The sequence below is a fragment of the Solwaraspora sp. WMMA2080 genome, from assembly GCF_027497395.1.
GTDB lineage: Bacteria > Actinomycetota > Actinomycetes > Mycobacteriales > Micromonosporaceae > Micromonospora_E.
Window position 1 is genome coordinate 6,302,807 of the sequence record NZ_CP114910.1, and the last position, 15,893, is coordinate 6,318,699.

At 69.7% G+C, this 15,893-nt stretch carries 13 protein-coding genes; 12 read left to right on the forward strand and 1 reads right to left on the reverse strand.

All coding sequences use genetic code 11. From position 1 onward, the window contains the following. Positions 1-53 precede the first annotated feature (53 nt). Together dnaG and O7543_RS28940 are read left to right on the forward strand one after the other, a co-directional pair. On the forward strand, positions 54-1,955 hold the full coding sequence (dnaG, locus tag O7543_RS28935; protein ID WP_281550962.1) for a DNA primase: 1,902 nt from the start codon (positions 54-56) through the stop codon (positions 1,953-1,955). 2 nt (positions 1,956-1,957) lie between these two features. Next, a complete protein-coding gene (locus tag O7543_RS28940) occupies positions 1,958-2,482 on the forward strand; it encodes a hypothetical protein (RefSeq protein WP_281550961.1) in 525 nt (174 codons plus the stop codon). 56 nt (positions 2,483-2,538) lie between these two features. On the opposite strand, the gene O7543_RS28945 is transcribed toward O7543_RS28940, so the two are convergent. Continuing rightward, positions 2,539-3,729 carry an ROK family transcriptional regulator gene (locus O7543_RS28945; protein ID WP_281550960.1) on the reverse strand — a complete coding sequence of 397 codons (1,191 nt, stop codon included), beginning with the start codon at positions 3,727-3,729 and terminating at the stop codon, positions 2,539-2,541. Between the two features lie 268 nt (positions 3,730-3,997). Here O7543_RS28945 and O7543_RS28950 point away from each other — a divergent pair, with 268 nt between their 5' ends. The 10 genes from O7543_RS28950 to O7543_RS28995 all read left to right on the forward strand — a co-directional run bounded on the left by O7543_RS28950 (position 3,998) and on the right by O7543_RS28995 (position 15,700). Then, the gene (locus tag O7543_RS28950) at positions 3,998-4,936 is read left to right on the forward strand and encodes an ABC transporter ATP-binding protein (protein WP_281550959.1); all 939 of its coding nucleotides are present in this window, start codon (positions 3,998-4,000) and stop codon (positions 4,934-4,936) included. Positions 4,937-4,948: 12 nt separating this feature from the next. Beyond that, the gene (locus O7543_RS28955; protein WP_281550958.1) at positions 4,949-5,590 is read left to right on the forward strand and encodes a GNAT family N-acetyltransferase; all 642 of its coding nucleotides are present in this window, start codon (positions 4,949-4,951) and stop codon (positions 5,588-5,590) included. Between the two features lie 237 nt (positions 5,591-5,827). Continuing rightward, on the forward strand, positions 5,828-6,664 hold the full coding sequence (locus O7543_RS28960) for an ABC transporter permease (protein WP_281550957.1): 837 nt from the start codon (positions 5,828-5,830) through the stop codon (positions 6,662-6,664). An 11-nt stretch (positions 6,665-6,675) separates the two neighbouring features. Beyond that, on the forward strand, positions 6,676-7,488 hold the full coding sequence (locus O7543_RS28965; protein WP_281550956.1) for an ABC transporter permease: 813 nt from the start codon (positions 6,676-6,678) through the stop codon (positions 7,486-7,488). 413 nt (positions 7,489-7,901) lie between these two features. Then, positions 7,902-9,017 carry a sugar phosphate isomerase/epimerase gene (locus O7543_RS28970; RefSeq protein ID WP_281550955.1) on the forward strand — a complete coding sequence of 372 codons (1,116 nt, stop codon included), beginning with the start codon at positions 7,902-7,904 and terminating at the stop codon, positions 9,015-9,017. Positions 9,018-9,362: 345 nt separating this feature from the next. Beyond that, a complete protein-coding gene (locus O7543_RS28975; RefSeq protein WP_281550954.1) occupies positions 9,363-10,541 on the forward strand; it encodes an ROK family protein in 1,179 nt (392 codons plus the stop codon). Between the two features lie 74 nt (positions 10,542-10,615). After that, on the forward strand, positions 10,616-12,124 hold the full coding sequence (locus tag O7543_RS28980) for a sugar ABC transporter ATP-binding protein (RefSeq protein ID WP_281555659.1): 1,509 nt from the start codon (positions 10,616-10,618) through the stop codon (positions 12,122-12,124). A 55-nt stretch (positions 12,125-12,179) separates the two neighbouring features. Then, positions 12,180-13,259 carry an ABC transporter permease gene (locus O7543_RS28985; RefSeq protein WP_123602930.1) on the forward strand — a complete coding sequence of 360 codons (1,080 nt, stop codon included), beginning with the start codon at positions 12,180-12,182 and terminating at the stop codon, positions 13,257-13,259. 107 nt (positions 13,260-13,366) lie between these two features. Beyond that, complete coding sequence (locus O7543_RS28990; protein WP_281550953.1) at positions 13,367-14,458, forward strand: substrate-binding domain-containing protein; 1,092 nt, start codon at positions 13,367-13,369, stop codon at positions 14,456-14,458. A 21-nt stretch (positions 14,459-14,479) separates the two neighbouring features. After that, positions 14,480-15,700: a Gfo/Idh/MocA family oxidoreductase gene (locus O7543_RS28995; protein ID WP_281550952.1), complete on the forward strand. Its 1,221-nt coding sequence runs from the start codon at positions 14,480-14,482 to the stop codon at positions 15,698-15,700. Positions 15,701-15,893 lie beyond the last annotated feature (193 nt).

Below are 15,893 nucleotides of genomic sequence, written 5' to 3' on the forward strand. Positions count from 1 at the left end.
CGGCACCCGGCCCCCGGCACCCGCACCGTCGGTGATGGTGGCGGCAGGGCAGGATGTACCTCGAAGGAGGGCGACAGAGCATGGCTGGTCGGATCCGGGACGAGGACATCTCGCTGGTGCGGGAGCGTACGTCGATCGCCGACATCATCTCGGAGAGCGTCACGCTCAAGTCGGCCGGTGGTGGCAACCTCAAAGGGCTCTGCCCCTTCCACGACGAGAAGACGCCGTCGTTCACCGTGGCGCCCGGCCGGAACGTGTACTTCTGTCACGGCTGTGGCAAGGGCGGGGACGCGATCACCTTCCTGATGGAGGCCGAGCACCTCACCTTCGTCGAGTCGGTGGAGCGGCTCGCCGCCCGCGCCGGGATCCAGCTGCGCTACATCGAGGCCGGTCCCGCGCCGGTCCGCCAGCAGGCCGGTCAGCGGCAACGGCTGACTGCGGCGCACGCCGCCGCGGTCGAGTTCTACGTCGACCGGCTGACCGACCCGGCGGCCCGGCCGGCCCGCGAGTTCCTTGCCCGCCGAGGGTTCGACCGGGCGACCGCCGAGCGGTACGCGTGCGGCTTCGCCCCGGACGCGTGGGACGAGCTGACCCGGCACCTGCGCCAGCGGGGCTTCACCGCGCAGGAGTTGATCACCGCTGGGCTGGCCCGCCAGGCCCGGTCCGGCTCGTTGATCGACCGCTTCCGGCGTCGCCTGCTGTGGCCGATCCGGGAGCTCGGTGGCGACGTCATCGGCTTCGGCGCGCGCAAGCTCTTCGACGACGACGACGGACCCAAGTACCTGAACACCCCGGAGACCCCGATCTACAAGAAGTCCCACGTGCTGTACGGGATCGACCAGGCGAAGCGGGAGATCGCCCGGCAGGGCAGGGCGGTCATCGTGGAGGGCTACACCGACGTGATGGCCTGCCACCTGGCCGGGGTGCCGACCGCCGTCGCCACCTGCGGCACCGCGTTCGGGGCGGACCACATCGGCGTACTGCGCCGGCTGCTGATGGACACCGAGGCCGTCGCCGGGGAGATCATCTTCACCTTCGACGGGGACGCGGCCGGACAGAAGGCGGCGCTGCGCGCGTTCGAGGAGGACCAGCGCTTCGTCGGGCGTACCTTCATCGCGGTCAGCCCGGACAACATGGATCCGTGCGATCTGCGGCTGGCAAAGGGCGACCTCGCCGTGCGCGACCTGGTCGCGCGCCGGGAACCGCTGGTCGACTTCGCGCTGCGGCAGGTACTGAGCCGGTTCGACCTGGACACAGTCGATGGCCGGGTGGAGGCGATGCGGCGGGCCGCGCCGCTGGTGGCGAAGCTCAAGGACCGGGACAAACGCCCGGAGTACGTGCGCAAGCTCGCCGGCGACCTCGGGATGGAGGTCGAACCGGTGCAGCGGGCGGTGCTCGCGGCGGCGGCCGGGCCGCAGCGGACCGCCGGCGGCCGGGCCGCGGTGCCCGAGCCGGCGGCGCCGAAGCCGCGCAACGAGCCGGACAATCCTCAGGCGCTGGTCGAACGGGAGGCGTTGAAGCTCGGGCTCCAGGTGCCGGTGCTCGCCGGCCCGATGTTCGACAACCTCGGCGCGGAGGTCTACCAGCATCCGGTACACGCCGTGCTGCGGGACGCGATGGCGCAGGCCGGCGGGGCCGCAGCCGCCACCACCGGAGCGGTGTGGATCGAGCGGGTCCGGGACAACTGCGCCGACCTCGCGGCTCGGGCGTTGGTCGCCGAGCTTGCGGTCGAACCGCTGCACGTCGACCGGGACGCGGACCCGTACTACGTCTCGGTGACCCTGGCCCGCCTGCAGTGGGGGGCGGTCACCACCCGCATCCGGGAGCTGAAGTCGAAGGTGCAGCGGATCAACCCGGTCACCAACCAGGACGAGTATCTGACCCTGGCCGGGGAGCTGTTCTCCCTGGAACAGCACGCGCGTGCGCTGCGCGAACAAGCCGTGGGAGGGTTGTGAAGGTGTGGAGTCTGTTTCGGCGTAGCGCACGGCTGCCGGCCGACCAGCGGCCGCCGCTGGACCGCGACGAGCGGTTGCTGGCCTGGAGCGGGACCGCGACCGGCACGCTGGTCGTCACCAACCGGGGCCTGTGGCTGCCGGGCCGGGACACCCGGCTCGGCTGGCACCAGGTGCACAAGGCGGTCTGGTCGGGCGAGAGGCTGGTCGTCACGCCGGCTGAGACGGTGTCGGAGCACGACGGCTACACCGTGGTCGCCGACGGACCGGCGATCTCGCTCGACCTGTCGGACCCGGGAGATGTCCCGGACCAGGTCCGGACCAGGGTGACCCGGTCGGTCGGCTACAGCATGCACCATCAGCTGGACGGTGGCGGGGCCCGAGTGGTGGGCCGGCGGGTGTCCGGCATCGATGGCCTGAGCTGGACGGTGCGCTACGACGCCAGCGTCGACACCGACGCGGACTGGCTGCCCGACCGTACCGCCGAACTGGTGGCCGCGGCCAGGGCGTCGGTCGAGCAGCAGCCGTGACCACCTGCCGCGGTGCGGCCGTCCGGTAGCGGATGCGCCCGGGCCGGTACGTCGGCTCAGCCGGCGGTGAAGACGTGGTCGCTGATCATCCTGGTGGCGCCGATCAGACCGGCCTGGTCGCCCAGCTCGGACAGGACGATCGGCATGTCGCCGGTGGCCAGCGGCAGTGAGCTGCGGTAGACGACGCTGCGGATCTCGGCCAGCAACGCGTGGCCCATCCCGGCGAGTCCGCCGCCGATCACCACCATCCCCGGGTTGAAGAAGCTCACCAGCCGGGCCAGCACCTGGCCGACGCGTCGTCCACCGTCGCGGACCATGCCGACCGCGACCGGGTCGCCGGCGGCGGCCGCCCGGGTGACGTCCAGCGCGGTGAGCGTGCCGATCCGGGCGAGTTGTTCGGCGAGCTGGTCGGAACGCCCGGCTCGGGCGGCGGCGACCGCGTCGCGGGTCAGCGCCGCACCACCGAAGTACGCCTCCAGGCAGCCGACGTTGCCGCAGAGGCACTGCGGCCCGTTCTCGTCGACAGCGGTGTGGCCGATGTCGCCGGCGCAACCGTTGGCCCCCCGGTAGACGTCCCCGCCGACCACTATCCCGGCGCCGATCCCGGCGCCGATCTTGACGAACAGGAAGTCGTCGAACGAACGGGCGATGCCGGCGTGTTTCTCACCGAGCGCCATGATGTTGACGTCGTTGTCGACCAGCACCGGGCAGCCGAGTTCGGTGCTGAACATCTCCCGTACCGGGAAGCGGTGCCAACCCGGCATGAACGGTGGCGAGACCGGCACGCCTTCGTGGACACTGACCGGACCGGGCACCCCGATGCCGGCGCCGGTGAACCGCGTGGTTCCCGAGTCGGCGGCCAGTTTGGTGACCAGTTCGAGAGCCTGCGCGATCACCGTCGTCGGCCCCTGGCGCAGCTCGGTGCGCTCGGTCATCCGGGTCACGACCTGCAGCTCTCCGTCGGTGAGCGCCACGTCCAGGGTGCTCGCGCCGATGTCGATGCTGAGGAAGCGGGTGGCGGCGGCGATCCGGACGATCGACGACGGACGACCGCCCCGGGACGCGGCCGGACCGGCGGTCTCCACCAGACCCCGGTCGATCATCCGGTCGAGCTCGGTGGCCACCTTCGACCTGGACAGGCCGACCGCGTCGCCAAGTTCGGCGCGCGAGCACGGGCCGTCGCGGAGCAGGCGCAGGATCTGCGCCTGGTGCGTGTTCTCCGGCCACACTCCCAGCACGTTGGTCATTGTCCTTTACCTGGGTCCGGCACGTGGCGTCGTCCGACGTGGAGGGCCGGTGGACACGCGGGCGAAGCGGACCGGCGTGGGCAGGGACCGGGCAAGGTGACGAACTCGCCCGCTGACCCGGGAGTAGCGAGTCAGGATGGCAAACTTAGTGCATTGAAGCGCAATCTTCAAGACGTTCGTACTATACTTTGTCCTCAATCTGACGAAAGGCGCCTTGCTCGCGAAACTCGCGGCGTCCCTGTCGGGGCCGCGCGGTAGCGTCGTGGCCGTGACTGAACGGGGTAAGGGGCCACTCATCCACGCACGCGGTCTGGTCAAGCGGTTCGGGACGTTCACCGCAGTCGCCGGCATTGACGTCGACGTCGCGCCCGGCGAGGCGTTCGGCTTTCTGGGGCCGAACGGCGCCGGCAAGAGCTCCACCATGCGGATGGTGGGCTGCGTCTCCCCGCCCAGCGGCGGCATTTTGCGAATCCTCGGGATGGATCCGCAGCAGGACGGCCCGGCGATCCGGGCCCGGCTCGGCGTCTGCCCGCAGCTGGACAACCTCGACCAGGAACTGACGGTACGGGAGAACCTGGTCAGTTACGCCCGCTACTTCCAGATCCCGCGACCGGTCGCCCGGCGCCGCGCCGACGAACTGCTCGACTTCGTGCAGTTGCGCGACCGGTCGGGTAGCAAGGTCGAGCCGCTGTCCGGCGGCATGAAACGCCGACTCACCATCGCCCGTGCCCTGGTCAACGAGCCGGACATCGTGCTGCTCGACGAGCCGACCACCGGGCTGGACCCACAGGCCCGGCACCTGGTGTGGGAGCGACTGTTCCGGCTCAAGCAACGGGGCGTCACGCTGGTGCTGACCACGCACTACATGGACGAGGCCGAGCAGCTCTGCGACCGACTGGTGGTGATGGACGGCGGTCGGATTGTCGCCGAGGGCTCGCCGCGGGACCTGATCACCCGCTACTCCACCCGTGAGGTGGTCGAACTCCGGTTCCCGACCGACGACCAGGACAGCTTCGCCGGCAAACTGGGCGGAATCGCCGAACGGACCGAGGTGCTGCCGGACCGGATCCTGATCTACACCGGCGACGGCGACGGGGCGCTCAACGAGGTGCACCGCCGTGGGCTGGCACCGACCAGCGCGTTGATCCGGCGCAGTGGTCTGGAGGACGTCTTCCTGCATCTCACCGGCCGGACCCTGATCGACTAGAATCGGCCGGGCATGATCGCGCAGACCGACCGGCTGTCACTACGCCGCTTCACCATCGACGACCTGCCACTGCTCGTCGAGCTGGACAGTGACCCCGAGGTGATGCGGTACCTTACCGGAGGCAGACCGACCCCGGCCGAAACCGTACGCCGCGAGGTCCTGCCCGCGATCCTGCGTGACTATCTGCGCTTTCCGGGCTTCGGCAAGTGGGCCGCCATCGAGCGCTCCAGCGGTGCCTTCATCGGCTGGTTCGCGCTGAAGCCGGCCGCCGCCGGTCCGGCTGTCACCGGTCCCGCCGACGGTGTGGTCAACGGCCGCAGTGGCCGGCTGGCGATCACCGAGGTGGAGCTCGGGTACCGACTGCGACGCGCCTCCTGGGGCCGGGGGTACGCCTCGGAGGGTGCCCGAGCACTGCTGCGGATGGCGTTCGATCACCCGACCGTCGACCGGGTATTCGCCGAGACGATGGCGGTCAACGTCGCCTCGCGGCGGGTGATGGAAGCGGCCGGATTGCGCCTGGCCCGCTGCTTCCACCTGCAGTGGGACGATCCGATCGAGGGCGTCGAGCACGGCGAGGTCGAATACGAGGTGCGCCGGATCGACTGGGCGGAGCGCGCCGCGGCGCCGGCGATCGAGCGTAACCGCCTGTACTGACGGCGGGAGTCCCGGTCGGCGATCGGTCCGTGTGACGCCCTGGAAGCCCTGCCGATCCGCGACCATCCCGGGCGGCGGACCCGGGAGACGGAAATACCGGTGAGGATGTCCCGCCGTCGCCGTAGAGTACGCCGGGCCGGTAGGTCTCGGGCGGTCGTTCCGGGGCGTCGTTTCCACGATGTCGTACCCGGGCGGTACAACATCTGCCGGGACCGGGTACGGGGAGGGCGACGACGGATGTCCGGGACAGACACTGGCGCGACGCCGACGGTAACGACAACCGCGCGATCGACCGGGGCGCGGGCCCGGAGCTGGTTCGGGCCGGCGTCGAGCGTCCTGGAAGCCAACCTGACCGCCTACCGGCGGACCTGGCGGTCGTCGGTCTTCTCGTCGTTCCTGCTGCCGCTGTTGACGGTGCTCAGCTTCGGAGTGGGGGTGGGAGCCTACGTTGACCAGGGGGTCGGTGGGTTCAGCTATCTCGACTGGATCGTCCCTGGTCTGATCGCTTCCACCGCGTTGCAGGTGGCCATCGGGGAGTCCTCCTGGCCGGTCCTGGGCGGGTTCACCTGGCAACGGACCTACTACTCGCAGATAGCCGCTCCGCTACGGATCGCCGACATCGTCGGTGGGTTGCTCGCCTTCGTCCTGCTGCGGGTGCTGGCGAGTGCCGTGGCCTTCGTCGCGGTGGCCGCCGCGTTCGGTGCGCTGCACTCGGGTTGGGCGGTGCTGACCCTGCCGGTGGCCGTGCTGCTGGCAGCGGCCGTCGCCCTGCCGGTGGCCGCCTTCGCGGCCACCATCCGCAGCGACAGCTACATGGTCATCGTGTTCCGGTTCGCGGTCATCCCGATGACCCTGTTCGCCGGAGTGTTCTTTCCGGTGGAGTCGCTGCCGGTGACCGTGCGCTGGCTGGCGTACCTGTCGCCGCTCTGGCACGGGGTCGACCTGTGCCGGGCGGCCTCGCTCGGCATCACGCCCGCCTGGTCCGTCCCCGGGCATCTCGGCTACCTGAGCCTCTGGGCGGCGGCCGGGTGGTGGCTGGCAGTCAACCGGTTCCGCAAGCGTCTGATCCACTAGAGGAGGCAACAGTGGTGACCCTCGTCCTGCCGCAGATGCTCGGGGTCGGCGCGGCCGTGCGGCGGGCCGGGTCGGTGATGGAGCGCAACGCGGCCGCCCTGAAGTCCGCGTACTGGGTGGTGATGATCTCCGGGGTGGTCGAGCCGTTGCTCTACCTGTTCTCGATCGGTGTCGGCGTGGGCCGGCTGATCGGGGACATCACCCTGCCGGGCAGCGGGGCCGTCATCGGGTACGCAGCCTTCGTCGCCCCAGCGATGCTCGCCGCCTCGGCGATGACCGGCGCGTTGTCGGAGACGACGTTCAACTTCTTCGCCAAGATGAGGTTCGTCAAGCTCTACGACGGGATCCTGGCCACCCCGGTCCGCCCGACCGAGCTGGCCTTCGGTGAGCTCGGCTGGGCGATGGCGCGGGGCAGTATCTATTCGGCAACCTTCCTGCTGGTGATGGTCGTGATGGGGCTGACGACGGTCCCCCGGGCGCTGCTGGCGTTCCCGGCCGCGATCCTGGTCGGGTTCGCCTTCGGCGGGCTCGGCATGGCGCTGTCCACCTACATGCGCAGCTGGCAGGACTTCGACCTGATGGGCTCGGCCCAGTTCGCGGTCTTCCTGTTCTCCGGGACGTTCGTGCCGGCCGAGGCGTACCCGTCGGTACTGCGCTGGCTGGTCGAGCTGACCCCGCTGTACCGGTCGGTCCACCTGATCCGGGCGATCGCCGTGGACACTGTCGGGTGGATGCAGTTGGTCGATGTCGGCTATCTCGTCGCGGTGACGGTGCTCGGGCTGACCGTCGCCGGGCGTCGGGTAGGTCGGCTGCTCTGCAACTGACGTCCTGGAGGCACCCTTCTGCGACAATCATCGATCTAACTAGGTCCTGTCGTACAGACTTCTGGCTGGTAGAAGACAAAGCCATCGGTAGTTCACCTGAAAGTTTGGCTCGTCGGGGTCTTTCTTTCCTCTGGTCTCTGGAGTTAATGTCTGCTCCAGACGTAACACCAGCGACACAGCGTCGTCAACGCCGGTCGCGACCAGGGCCACCAGGCCCGAGCTGTCACCCGCCAGGGGCGTGGCGGTGACAGCTGCGGTTCGGGTCGGTGCCGCGACTGCGGCACCGACCCGAACCCACCCATCCGAACCCCCGCCCCGGGGTCGTGCGTTTCGGCGGCGTGCGGCTCCGAACACCCCGACCCTCCTCACTCGTCATCGGCGGCTCTGCGAGCCGCTGCAGAAAGGTGGACAGAATGGACGAGGTGCTACGCCGCAACGGGCAACTCTCGCCACCCAATCCGGCGCTCACCCGCCGCAACATCCTCGCCGCATCGGCCGGTGCCGCTGCCGTGCTCGGTGCGGCCGGGCTGCCGGTGCTGCAGACCAGCCGTCCGGCCCGGGCCGGCGGCGGCTGGTCCGTGGACCCGCTGATCCCCGAGCAGAACCGGGGCATCATCCTCTACTCGGTCCGGGACCGCATCCGGGCCGCCCCGGACGACAGCGGCGTACCGTACGGCTTCGAGCGGGTCCTGGCCCGCCTGGCGGAACTCGGTTACAAGGAGATCGAGTTCGCTGGTTACACCCAGAGCGAGGAGATCCTCGGACGGCAGATCACGCCGACCGAGATCCGCAAGATCCTGGACGACAACGGCCTGGTCGCCAACGGCACCCACGCCAGGATCAATGCGGAGACGTTCCAGCAGGAGCTCGACATCGCCGAGGAACTCGGCATGAAGAACATCGGCACCGGCAGCGACCCGACCCGCAGCGACTACCAGTCGGACTGGGACGAGGCCGCTGACCTGTGGAACGAGCTCGGCCGGCAGGCCCGGGAACGCAAGATGCGGCTCTACACCCACAACCATGACGCTGCGTACAACTTCCTGCTCGACTCCGGCCCGCTGGACGAGCAGGGACGGCCGACCCGTTCGTCCGGTGTCCGCAAGCTCGAGTACTTCATGGCCAAGACCGACGCGAAGTACGTCTACTTCGAGATGGACATCTACTGGGGCTACGTCGCCCGGCACAAGCACCACACGTTCATCAACTCGGCTGGTCGGGAGCGGACCCGGGTGTTCGACCCGATCCTGACGGTGGCCCGTCGGCCCCGGCGGTTCCCGCTGTTCCACGCCAAGGACGGTGCCAGGAGCCCGGAGCAGAGCAACGGCTACGAGATGACGCCGATGGGCGACGGCGACATCAACTTCCAGCAGTTCTTCCAGACCATCGGGCACTACGACTTCCACCACGCCAACTGGGAGCAGGACACCGCTCCCGGCGGATCGGAGAACCCGGGTCAGTCGCTGGAGTTCGCCGAGCGCAGCTACCAGCACATGTCGGAACTGACCGTCTACAGCCAGGGCGAGTGATCCACCGGTCGCCCGCCACCCGGCACGGCGGCCACTGATCCAACCGCGTGAACCGGCCGGGGTGCCGACCGCCGCAGCGGCGGCGGTCGGCACCCCGGTTCCGCGTGTCCGGGTTCCGCACTCGTTGAGCGGGGGCCGATCCGTCGATCCCTCGTGCCCTGAACCAGATACATCGGGCCAGGTCAACCCCGGTTCGAGCACGTTTCACCAACTTCTGTCACGATCAGAAAAAGTTTTGCTTCAGCAGACCGAAACTCTGGACACGAGACTGAGAAGACTCTTAGTGTTTCGGTCACGACACGCCGAGGTCGCCTCGGTGTTAACTCACGGTCGGAGGTGGACCCCATGCGTACGGCGGATCCTCTGCACCTCCAGCTGCTGCGACTGTTGCGGGACAGTGGACCGGTCTCCCGGGCCGAGCTCGCAGACCAGCTGGAGATTCCCCGCCCTCGCCTGCTGTCCGAGTTGGAGCGGCTGGTCGCCTCCGGCTTCGTGACCGAAGCAGGGATGGCCGCCTCACGGGGCGGCCGCCGCTCGACCCTGGTCGAGCTCAACCCGGACCTGCGGTTCGCCGCGATCGACCTGGGCGCCAGCTCGGTCGACGTGGAGATCACCAACGGCCGGCTGGAGCCGGTGGCCGCGTACACCGAACCCGCCGACATCCGGCAGGGGCCGAAGGTCATCCTGCACCGGATCAACGAGCTGCTCGCCAAGGCCCGGGTCGAAGGGGTGCACGAGCGCCTCGACGGTATCGGCATCGGGGTGCCCGGGCCGGTCAGCTACCGCGACGGAGTGCCGGTCTCCCCGCCGATCATGCCGGGCTGGGACCGGTTCCCGGTCCGTGAACTGCTCGCCCGGGAGCACGGCTGCCCGGCGGTGGTGGACAACGACGTGAACATCATGGCCATCGGGGAACGGCACGGCGGCGTGGCCCACTCGGTCGACGACTTCCTGTTCGTCAAGCTCGGCACCGGCGTCGGCTGCGGCATCTACCTCGCGGGCCAGGTCTACCGGGGGATCGACGGCTGCGCCGGCGACATCGGCCACATCCAGGTCGACTCGCACGGTCCGATGTGCTCCTGCGGCAACGCCGGATGCCTGGAGGCGCTGTTCAGCGGTGCGGCGCTGGCCAAGGAGGCGGCCGCCGCCGCCCGGGCCGGCACCTCTCCGGCACTGGCCGAGCGGCTCACCCAGCGGGCCGAGCTCACCGCGCGCGACGTCGCCGAGTGCGCCATGGAAGGTGACGTCACCTGCATCCGGCTGATCCGCGACGGCGGCCGGCGGCTCGGCGGCGTCCTCGCCGGTCTGGTCAGCTTCGCCAACCCGTCGATGATCGTGATCGGCGGTGGTCTGGCCCACCTCGGGCACATCCTGCTGGCCGAGATCCGCAGCGTGGTCTACCGGCGGTCACTGCCGCTGGCCACCGGCAACCTGCCGGTCGTGCTGTCCGAGCTGGGTTCGCGGGCCGGCGTGACCGGCGCCTCCGTGCTGGCCAGCGACGTCGCCTTCGAGCAGGCGTCGTGAGCGCCCCCGAGGCCACCGGCGCCGCGCCGGTTGACGAGCCCGGCGGCACCCCGGCCGTGGCCGCCGGCGGCGACGTGGTGCTGCGGCTGACCGACGTCGTGAAGACCTTTCCCGGGGTACGCGCCCTGGACGGGGTGCAGCTCGAGGTGCGTGCCGGGGAGGTGCACTGCCTGCTCGGCCAGAACGGGGCCGGCAAGTCGACCCTGATCAAGGTGCTGGCCGGCGTGCACCGCCCCGACGCGGGGCGGGTCGAATGGCAGGGCCGACCGGTCCGGTTCGCCAATCCGCAGGCCGCGATGCGGGCCGGCATCGCCACCATCTACCAGGAACTCGACCTGGTCGACGACCTCTCCGTGGCGGAGAATGCCTTCCTCGGCCACGAGCCGCGGACCGCAGGCTTCGTCCGTCGGTCGGCGATGGCCCGGCGCACCCGCGACATCCTGGGCCGACTCGGCCACGCCGAGATCCGACCCCGCGGGCTGGTCCGATCGCTTCCGGCGGCCGGCAAGCAGGTGGTCAGCATGGCCCGGGCACTGTCCCACCAGGCCAAGCTGATCATCATGGACGAGCCGAGCGCGGTGCTCGCCCACGACGAGGTCGAGAACTTGTTCCGGATCATTCGCGAACTGACCGCTCAGGGCATCGCGGTCATCTACATCTCACACCGGCTGGAGGAGATCCGCGAGATCGGTGACCGGGTCACCGTACTCAAGGACGGCCGGACCACCGCGCAGAACCTGTCGGCGCAGACCACCCCGACCAAGGAACTGGTCAGCCGGATGACCGGCCGGTCCATCGAGTACGTGTTCCCACAGCGGGAGCCGAACCCACACGGGGAGCAGTTGCTGGAGGTGTCCCGGCTCAGCCGTGCGGGGGAGTTCAGCGACGTCTCACTGACCGTCGCGCGGGGGGAGATCGTCGGCATCGCCGGCCTGGTCGGTGCCGGTCGTTCGGAACTGCTGGAGACGATCTTCGGAGCCCGGACCGCCGACACCGGCAAGGTCACGATGGCCGGCAAACCGGTACGGGCCGGCAGCGTCGGCGCCGCGGTGCGGGCCGGCATGGGCATGGCACCGGAGGAACGCAAGAGCCAGGCACTACTGCTGGGCGAACCGATCTTCCGGAACATCACGTTGGCCACCTTCGGTCGCCTCGCCCGGGTCGGGTTCACCGACGCCGGCCGGGAGGTCAGCGCCGCTGAACGGGTGGCCGGCTCGCTGGAACTGCGTCCCCGGGGCGTGCACCGTCCGGTGCGCCAGCTCTCCGGCGGCAACCAGCAGAAGGTGGTGGTCGGCCGGTGGCTGCTCGGTGACACCCGGCTGCTGCTGCTCGACGAGCCGACCCGGGGCGTCGACGTCGGTGCCCGGGCCGAGCTGTACCAGGTGATCCACGACCTCGCCGCGCAGGGCGTGGGCGTCCTGCTGGTCTCCAGCGAGGTGCCGGAGGTACTGGGGCTGGCCGACCGGGTGCTGGTGATGCGGGAAGGACGCGTCGTCCACCAGGCCCCGGCCGGTGAGATCGATGAGGAGACCGTGCTCGACCTCGTCATGTCGGGGTCGGCGAAGGAAAGTGCCGCGGCGTGACCGGGCGACCCGACCAGTTGGCCAGCGGCCAGCCGGTAAACGAAGGAGTAGGACTGTGACCGCGGAAGAGGCCACGGCGACCGTACCCGGTAAGGAGAAGCCGGCAGCGCCGCCGGCGCACGGCGCGGACGAACCACCCCGGCAGAGCTGGTGGCGTTCCGACGCCAGCGAGTACGCCCGACGCAACCTGTGGCTGGTCGGCGTCCTCGTGATTCTGGTCATCATCGGCGCCGCCACCCGGCCCGACCTATACAGTGACCCGACCTGGGTCCGCAACAACATCTTCACCATCCTGCAGCAGGCCTCCGCGATCGGCGTGGTCACCGTCGGCATGACATTCGTGATCATCGCCGGCGGCATCGACCTGTCGGTCGGCGCGATCATGGCGCTGGCCGGGGTATGGGCCACCACGGTGGCGACCCAGAGTTTCGGCCCCGGCGGCATGATCTTCACCGCTGTCGTGGTCGGGATGTGCGTCGGACTGGTCAACGGAGTGCTGATCTCGTACGGCCGGCTGGTGCCGTTCATTGCCACCCTGGCGATGATGGTGGCCGCGCGAGGGCTGGCCGCGCTCATCTCCGGCAAGCAGACCCAGGTCTCCACCTCGTCGGTGATCAACGGGATGGCCACCCAACGGATCCTCGGAATCCCGCTGCTGGTGATCATCCTCGCCGCGGTGGTCGCCGCCGGCTGGGTGCTGCTCAACCGCACCACCTTCGGCCGACGCACCGTTGCGATCGGCGGCAACGCCGAAGCGGCCCGGCTCGCCGGCATCAACGTCCGGTGGCACACCCTACTCATCTACGGCCTGTCCGGGCTGTGCTGCGGTATCGGCGCGATCATGCTGACCGCGCAGGCCAACTCGGCCCAGGCCGCCATGGCCAACCTGTACGAGCTTGACGCGATCGCTGCGGCGATCATCGGCGGCACGCTGCTCACCGGCGGCCGCGGCACCATCATCGGCGCCCTGTTCGGGGTGCTGGTCTTCTCCACCATCACCAACCTGTTCGCCATCAACGGACTCTCCACCGAATCCCAGAACATGATCAAGGGCGGGATCATCGTGGTGGCCGTTCTCATCCAGCAGTTCCGGTTCAACTCCCTCAGTCAGCTCTTCAACCGAAGAACCGCCTGAGGCTCCACCTGACACACCCATCCACCGCCCGGTGGCCGTCGACTCCGACGGTCGCCAGGCCCCGCACACCCCGATAACTCCCCGCCATTGCGATCCAGGAGGTCGTCATGACCGCTTTCTCCCGTCGGACACTGTTCGGCGCGCGCGGCGCCGCCGCCAGTGACATGTCCCGCCGTCGGCTGCTCGCCGGTGGTGCCGCAGTAGGTGCCGGTGTACTGCTGAGCGCGTGCACCAGCAACGAGGCCGCCCCGACCAACACCCAGACGCAGGCCGCCAACCAGGGCAACCCCAACTCCGAGCCCGGTGAGACCGTCACCATCGGCTTCTCCGCCCCGGCGGCCGACCACGGCTGGCTCGCGGCGATCACCAACAACGCCCGGGCCCAGGCCGAGGCGTACTCGGACGTGGAGTTCCTCACCGTCGAGGCGGGCGCCGACGCCGCCGCTCAACGGGCCGCGCTGGACACGCTGATCTCGCAGAGCCCGGACGTCATCGTGATGCTGCCGCACGACGGAGCCGAGCTGACCGCGAGTGGCCTGCAGGCCATGGAGGCCGGCATCCCGGTGGTCAACCTGGACCGGGCGTTCACCCAGGCGCTCGCCTACCGCACCCAGATCAAGGGCGACAACTACGGCATGGGCGTGTCGGCGGGCAACTACATTGCCGCCCAGATGCAGGAGAAGGGCATCGCCAACCCGGTGATCGCCGAGATCGCCGGGATCGACGCGCTGGAGCTGACCCAGGAGCGGTCCGCCGGTTTCAAGGACGCCCTCGAGGTGCACGGCTTCACCGTCGCCAACCGGCGGGCGGCCGAGTTCACCGCCGACTCCGGCCAGCGCGAGGCGGCCAACCTGCTGCAGGCCCTGCCGGAGATCGACGCCATCTGGAACCACGACGACGACCAGGGCATCGGGGTACTGGCTGCGATCAGCCAGGCCAACCGGTCGGAGTTCATCATGGTCGGCGGTGCCGGTTCGCGGGCGGCGATGGAGGCGATCCAGGCCGACGACAGCGTGCTGAAGGCGACCGTCACCTACAGCCCGTCGATGGCCTCCTCGGCGATCTCGCTCGCCCGCCTGATCGCACAGGGCCGGGGCATGTCCGACCTGGTCGAGCTGCAGGTGCCCAAGGAGATCATCCTGGCCTCGGAGACCATCACCAAGGAGAACGCGAGCGAGTACCTGCCGCTCGGGTTCTGACCTGCAACGGGGAGGCTTACCTTGTCCGCTGAACACAACGAACTGCGGGTCGGCATGATCGGCTACGCGTTCATGGGCGCCGCGCACTCGCAGGCCTGGCGAACCGTGAACCGGGTCTATGACCTGCCGGCGTGGGTCCGGATGACCGCAGTGTGCGGCCGGGACGAGTCCAAGGTGGCCGAGGCCGCCGACCAACTCGGCTGGGAGTCGTACACCACCGACTGGCGGGCGCTGATCGCCCGGGACGACATCGACGTGGTCGACATCTGTACGCCGGGTGACAGCCACGCCGAGATCGCCATCGCGGCACTCGCCGCCGGCAAGCACGTGCTGTGCGAGAAGCCACTGGCCAACACGGTGGCCGAGGCGCAGCAAATGGCCGACGCGGCTCGGGTCGCCCGGGCCGGCGGCGTCCGGTCGATGTGCGGATTCAACTACCGGCGGGTGCCGGCGGTGACGTTGATGCGTCAACTCGTCGCCGACGGCCGGATCGGAACGATCCGGCACGTGCGGGCGGTGTACCTGCAGGACTGGATCCTCGATCCGGACTTTCCGTTGGTCTGGCGGTTGCAGAAGGACAAGGCGGGTTCCGGGGCGCTGGGTGACATCGGTGCGCACATCATCGACGCCACCCAGTTCGTCACGGGCCAACGGATCGCCCGGGTGAGCGGGCTGACCGAGACGTTCGTCAAGCGGCGGCCACTGCCAGCCGGTTCCAGCGGGCTTTCCGCTTCGGCCGGCGGCGGGTCCGCAGACGACGCCGAACCGGCCACCGGCGAGGTCACCGTCGACGACGCCGCGCTGTTCATGGCCCGGCTCGACGGCGGGGCGGTGGCCAGCTACGAGGCGACCCGCTTCGCCGCCGGACGCAAGAACGGGTTGCGGATCGAGATCAACGGCTCGCTCGGGTCGGTCGCGTTCGACTTCGAGCGGATGAACGAACTGGAGTTCTTCGACGCCACCCGGCCCGCGGCCGAGCAGGGCTTCACCCGCATCATCGTGACCGAACCGGAGCACCCGTACCTGTCTGCCTGGTGGCCGCCCGGCCACGGCATCGGGTACGAGCACTCCTTCACCCACCAGGCCCGTGACTTCGTCGCGGCGCTGGCGGCCGGAGACGATCCGACACCGTCCTTCGACGACGCACTCCAGGTCCAGCAGGCGCTGGCCGCGGTGGAGGAGTCGGCCGGGCTCGGCGAATGGGTCACCGTGGATCCGGCGAATACCACGGCACCGGCCTGATCGGCTCGACCTTCGTCGAGAGGTCTGGAAACCGAGACTCCTCGTCCCGTGGGCGAGGGTCGCCCGGCGCGGTTGCGCCCCGCGCCGGGTGATCCGCGGGTACGAGGACGGCTCGTCCGGCGTGACCGGATCGGGATTCCCCGGTCACGCCGGACGGCCAGCAGGGCGTACCAGAAGACTCTGGCGGACGTGG

Excerpts from the sequence above, each read along its gene's own strand:
- O7543_RS28945 (WP_281550960.1), bottom strand. The coding sequence starts at position 3,729 with ATGACCAACGTGCTGGGAGTGTGGCCGGAGAACACGCACCAGGCGCAG.
- dnaG (WP_281550962.1), top strand. The coding sequence starts at position 54 with ATGTACCTCGAAGGAGGGCGACAGAGCATGGCTGGTCGGATCCGGGAC.
- O7543_RS28960 (WP_281550957.1), top strand. The coding sequence starts at position 5,828 with ATGTCCGGGACAGACACTGGCGCGACGCCGACGGTAACGACAACCGCG.
- O7543_RS28990 (WP_281550953.1), top strand. The coding sequence starts at position 13,367 with ATGACCGCTTTCTCCCGTCGGACACTGTTCGGCGCGCGCGGCGCCGCC.
- O7543_RS28955 (WP_281550958.1), top strand. The coding sequence starts at position 4,949 with ATGATCGCGCAGACCGACCGGCTGTCACTACGCCGCTTCACCATCGAC.
- O7543_RS28975 (WP_281550954.1), top strand. The coding sequence starts at position 9,363 with ATGCGTACGGCGGATCCTCTGCACCTCCAGCTGCTGCGACTGTTGCGG.
- O7543_RS28970 (WP_281550955.1), top strand. The coding sequence starts at position 7,902 with ATGGACGAGGTGCTACGCCGCAACGGGCAACTCTCGCCACCCAATCCG.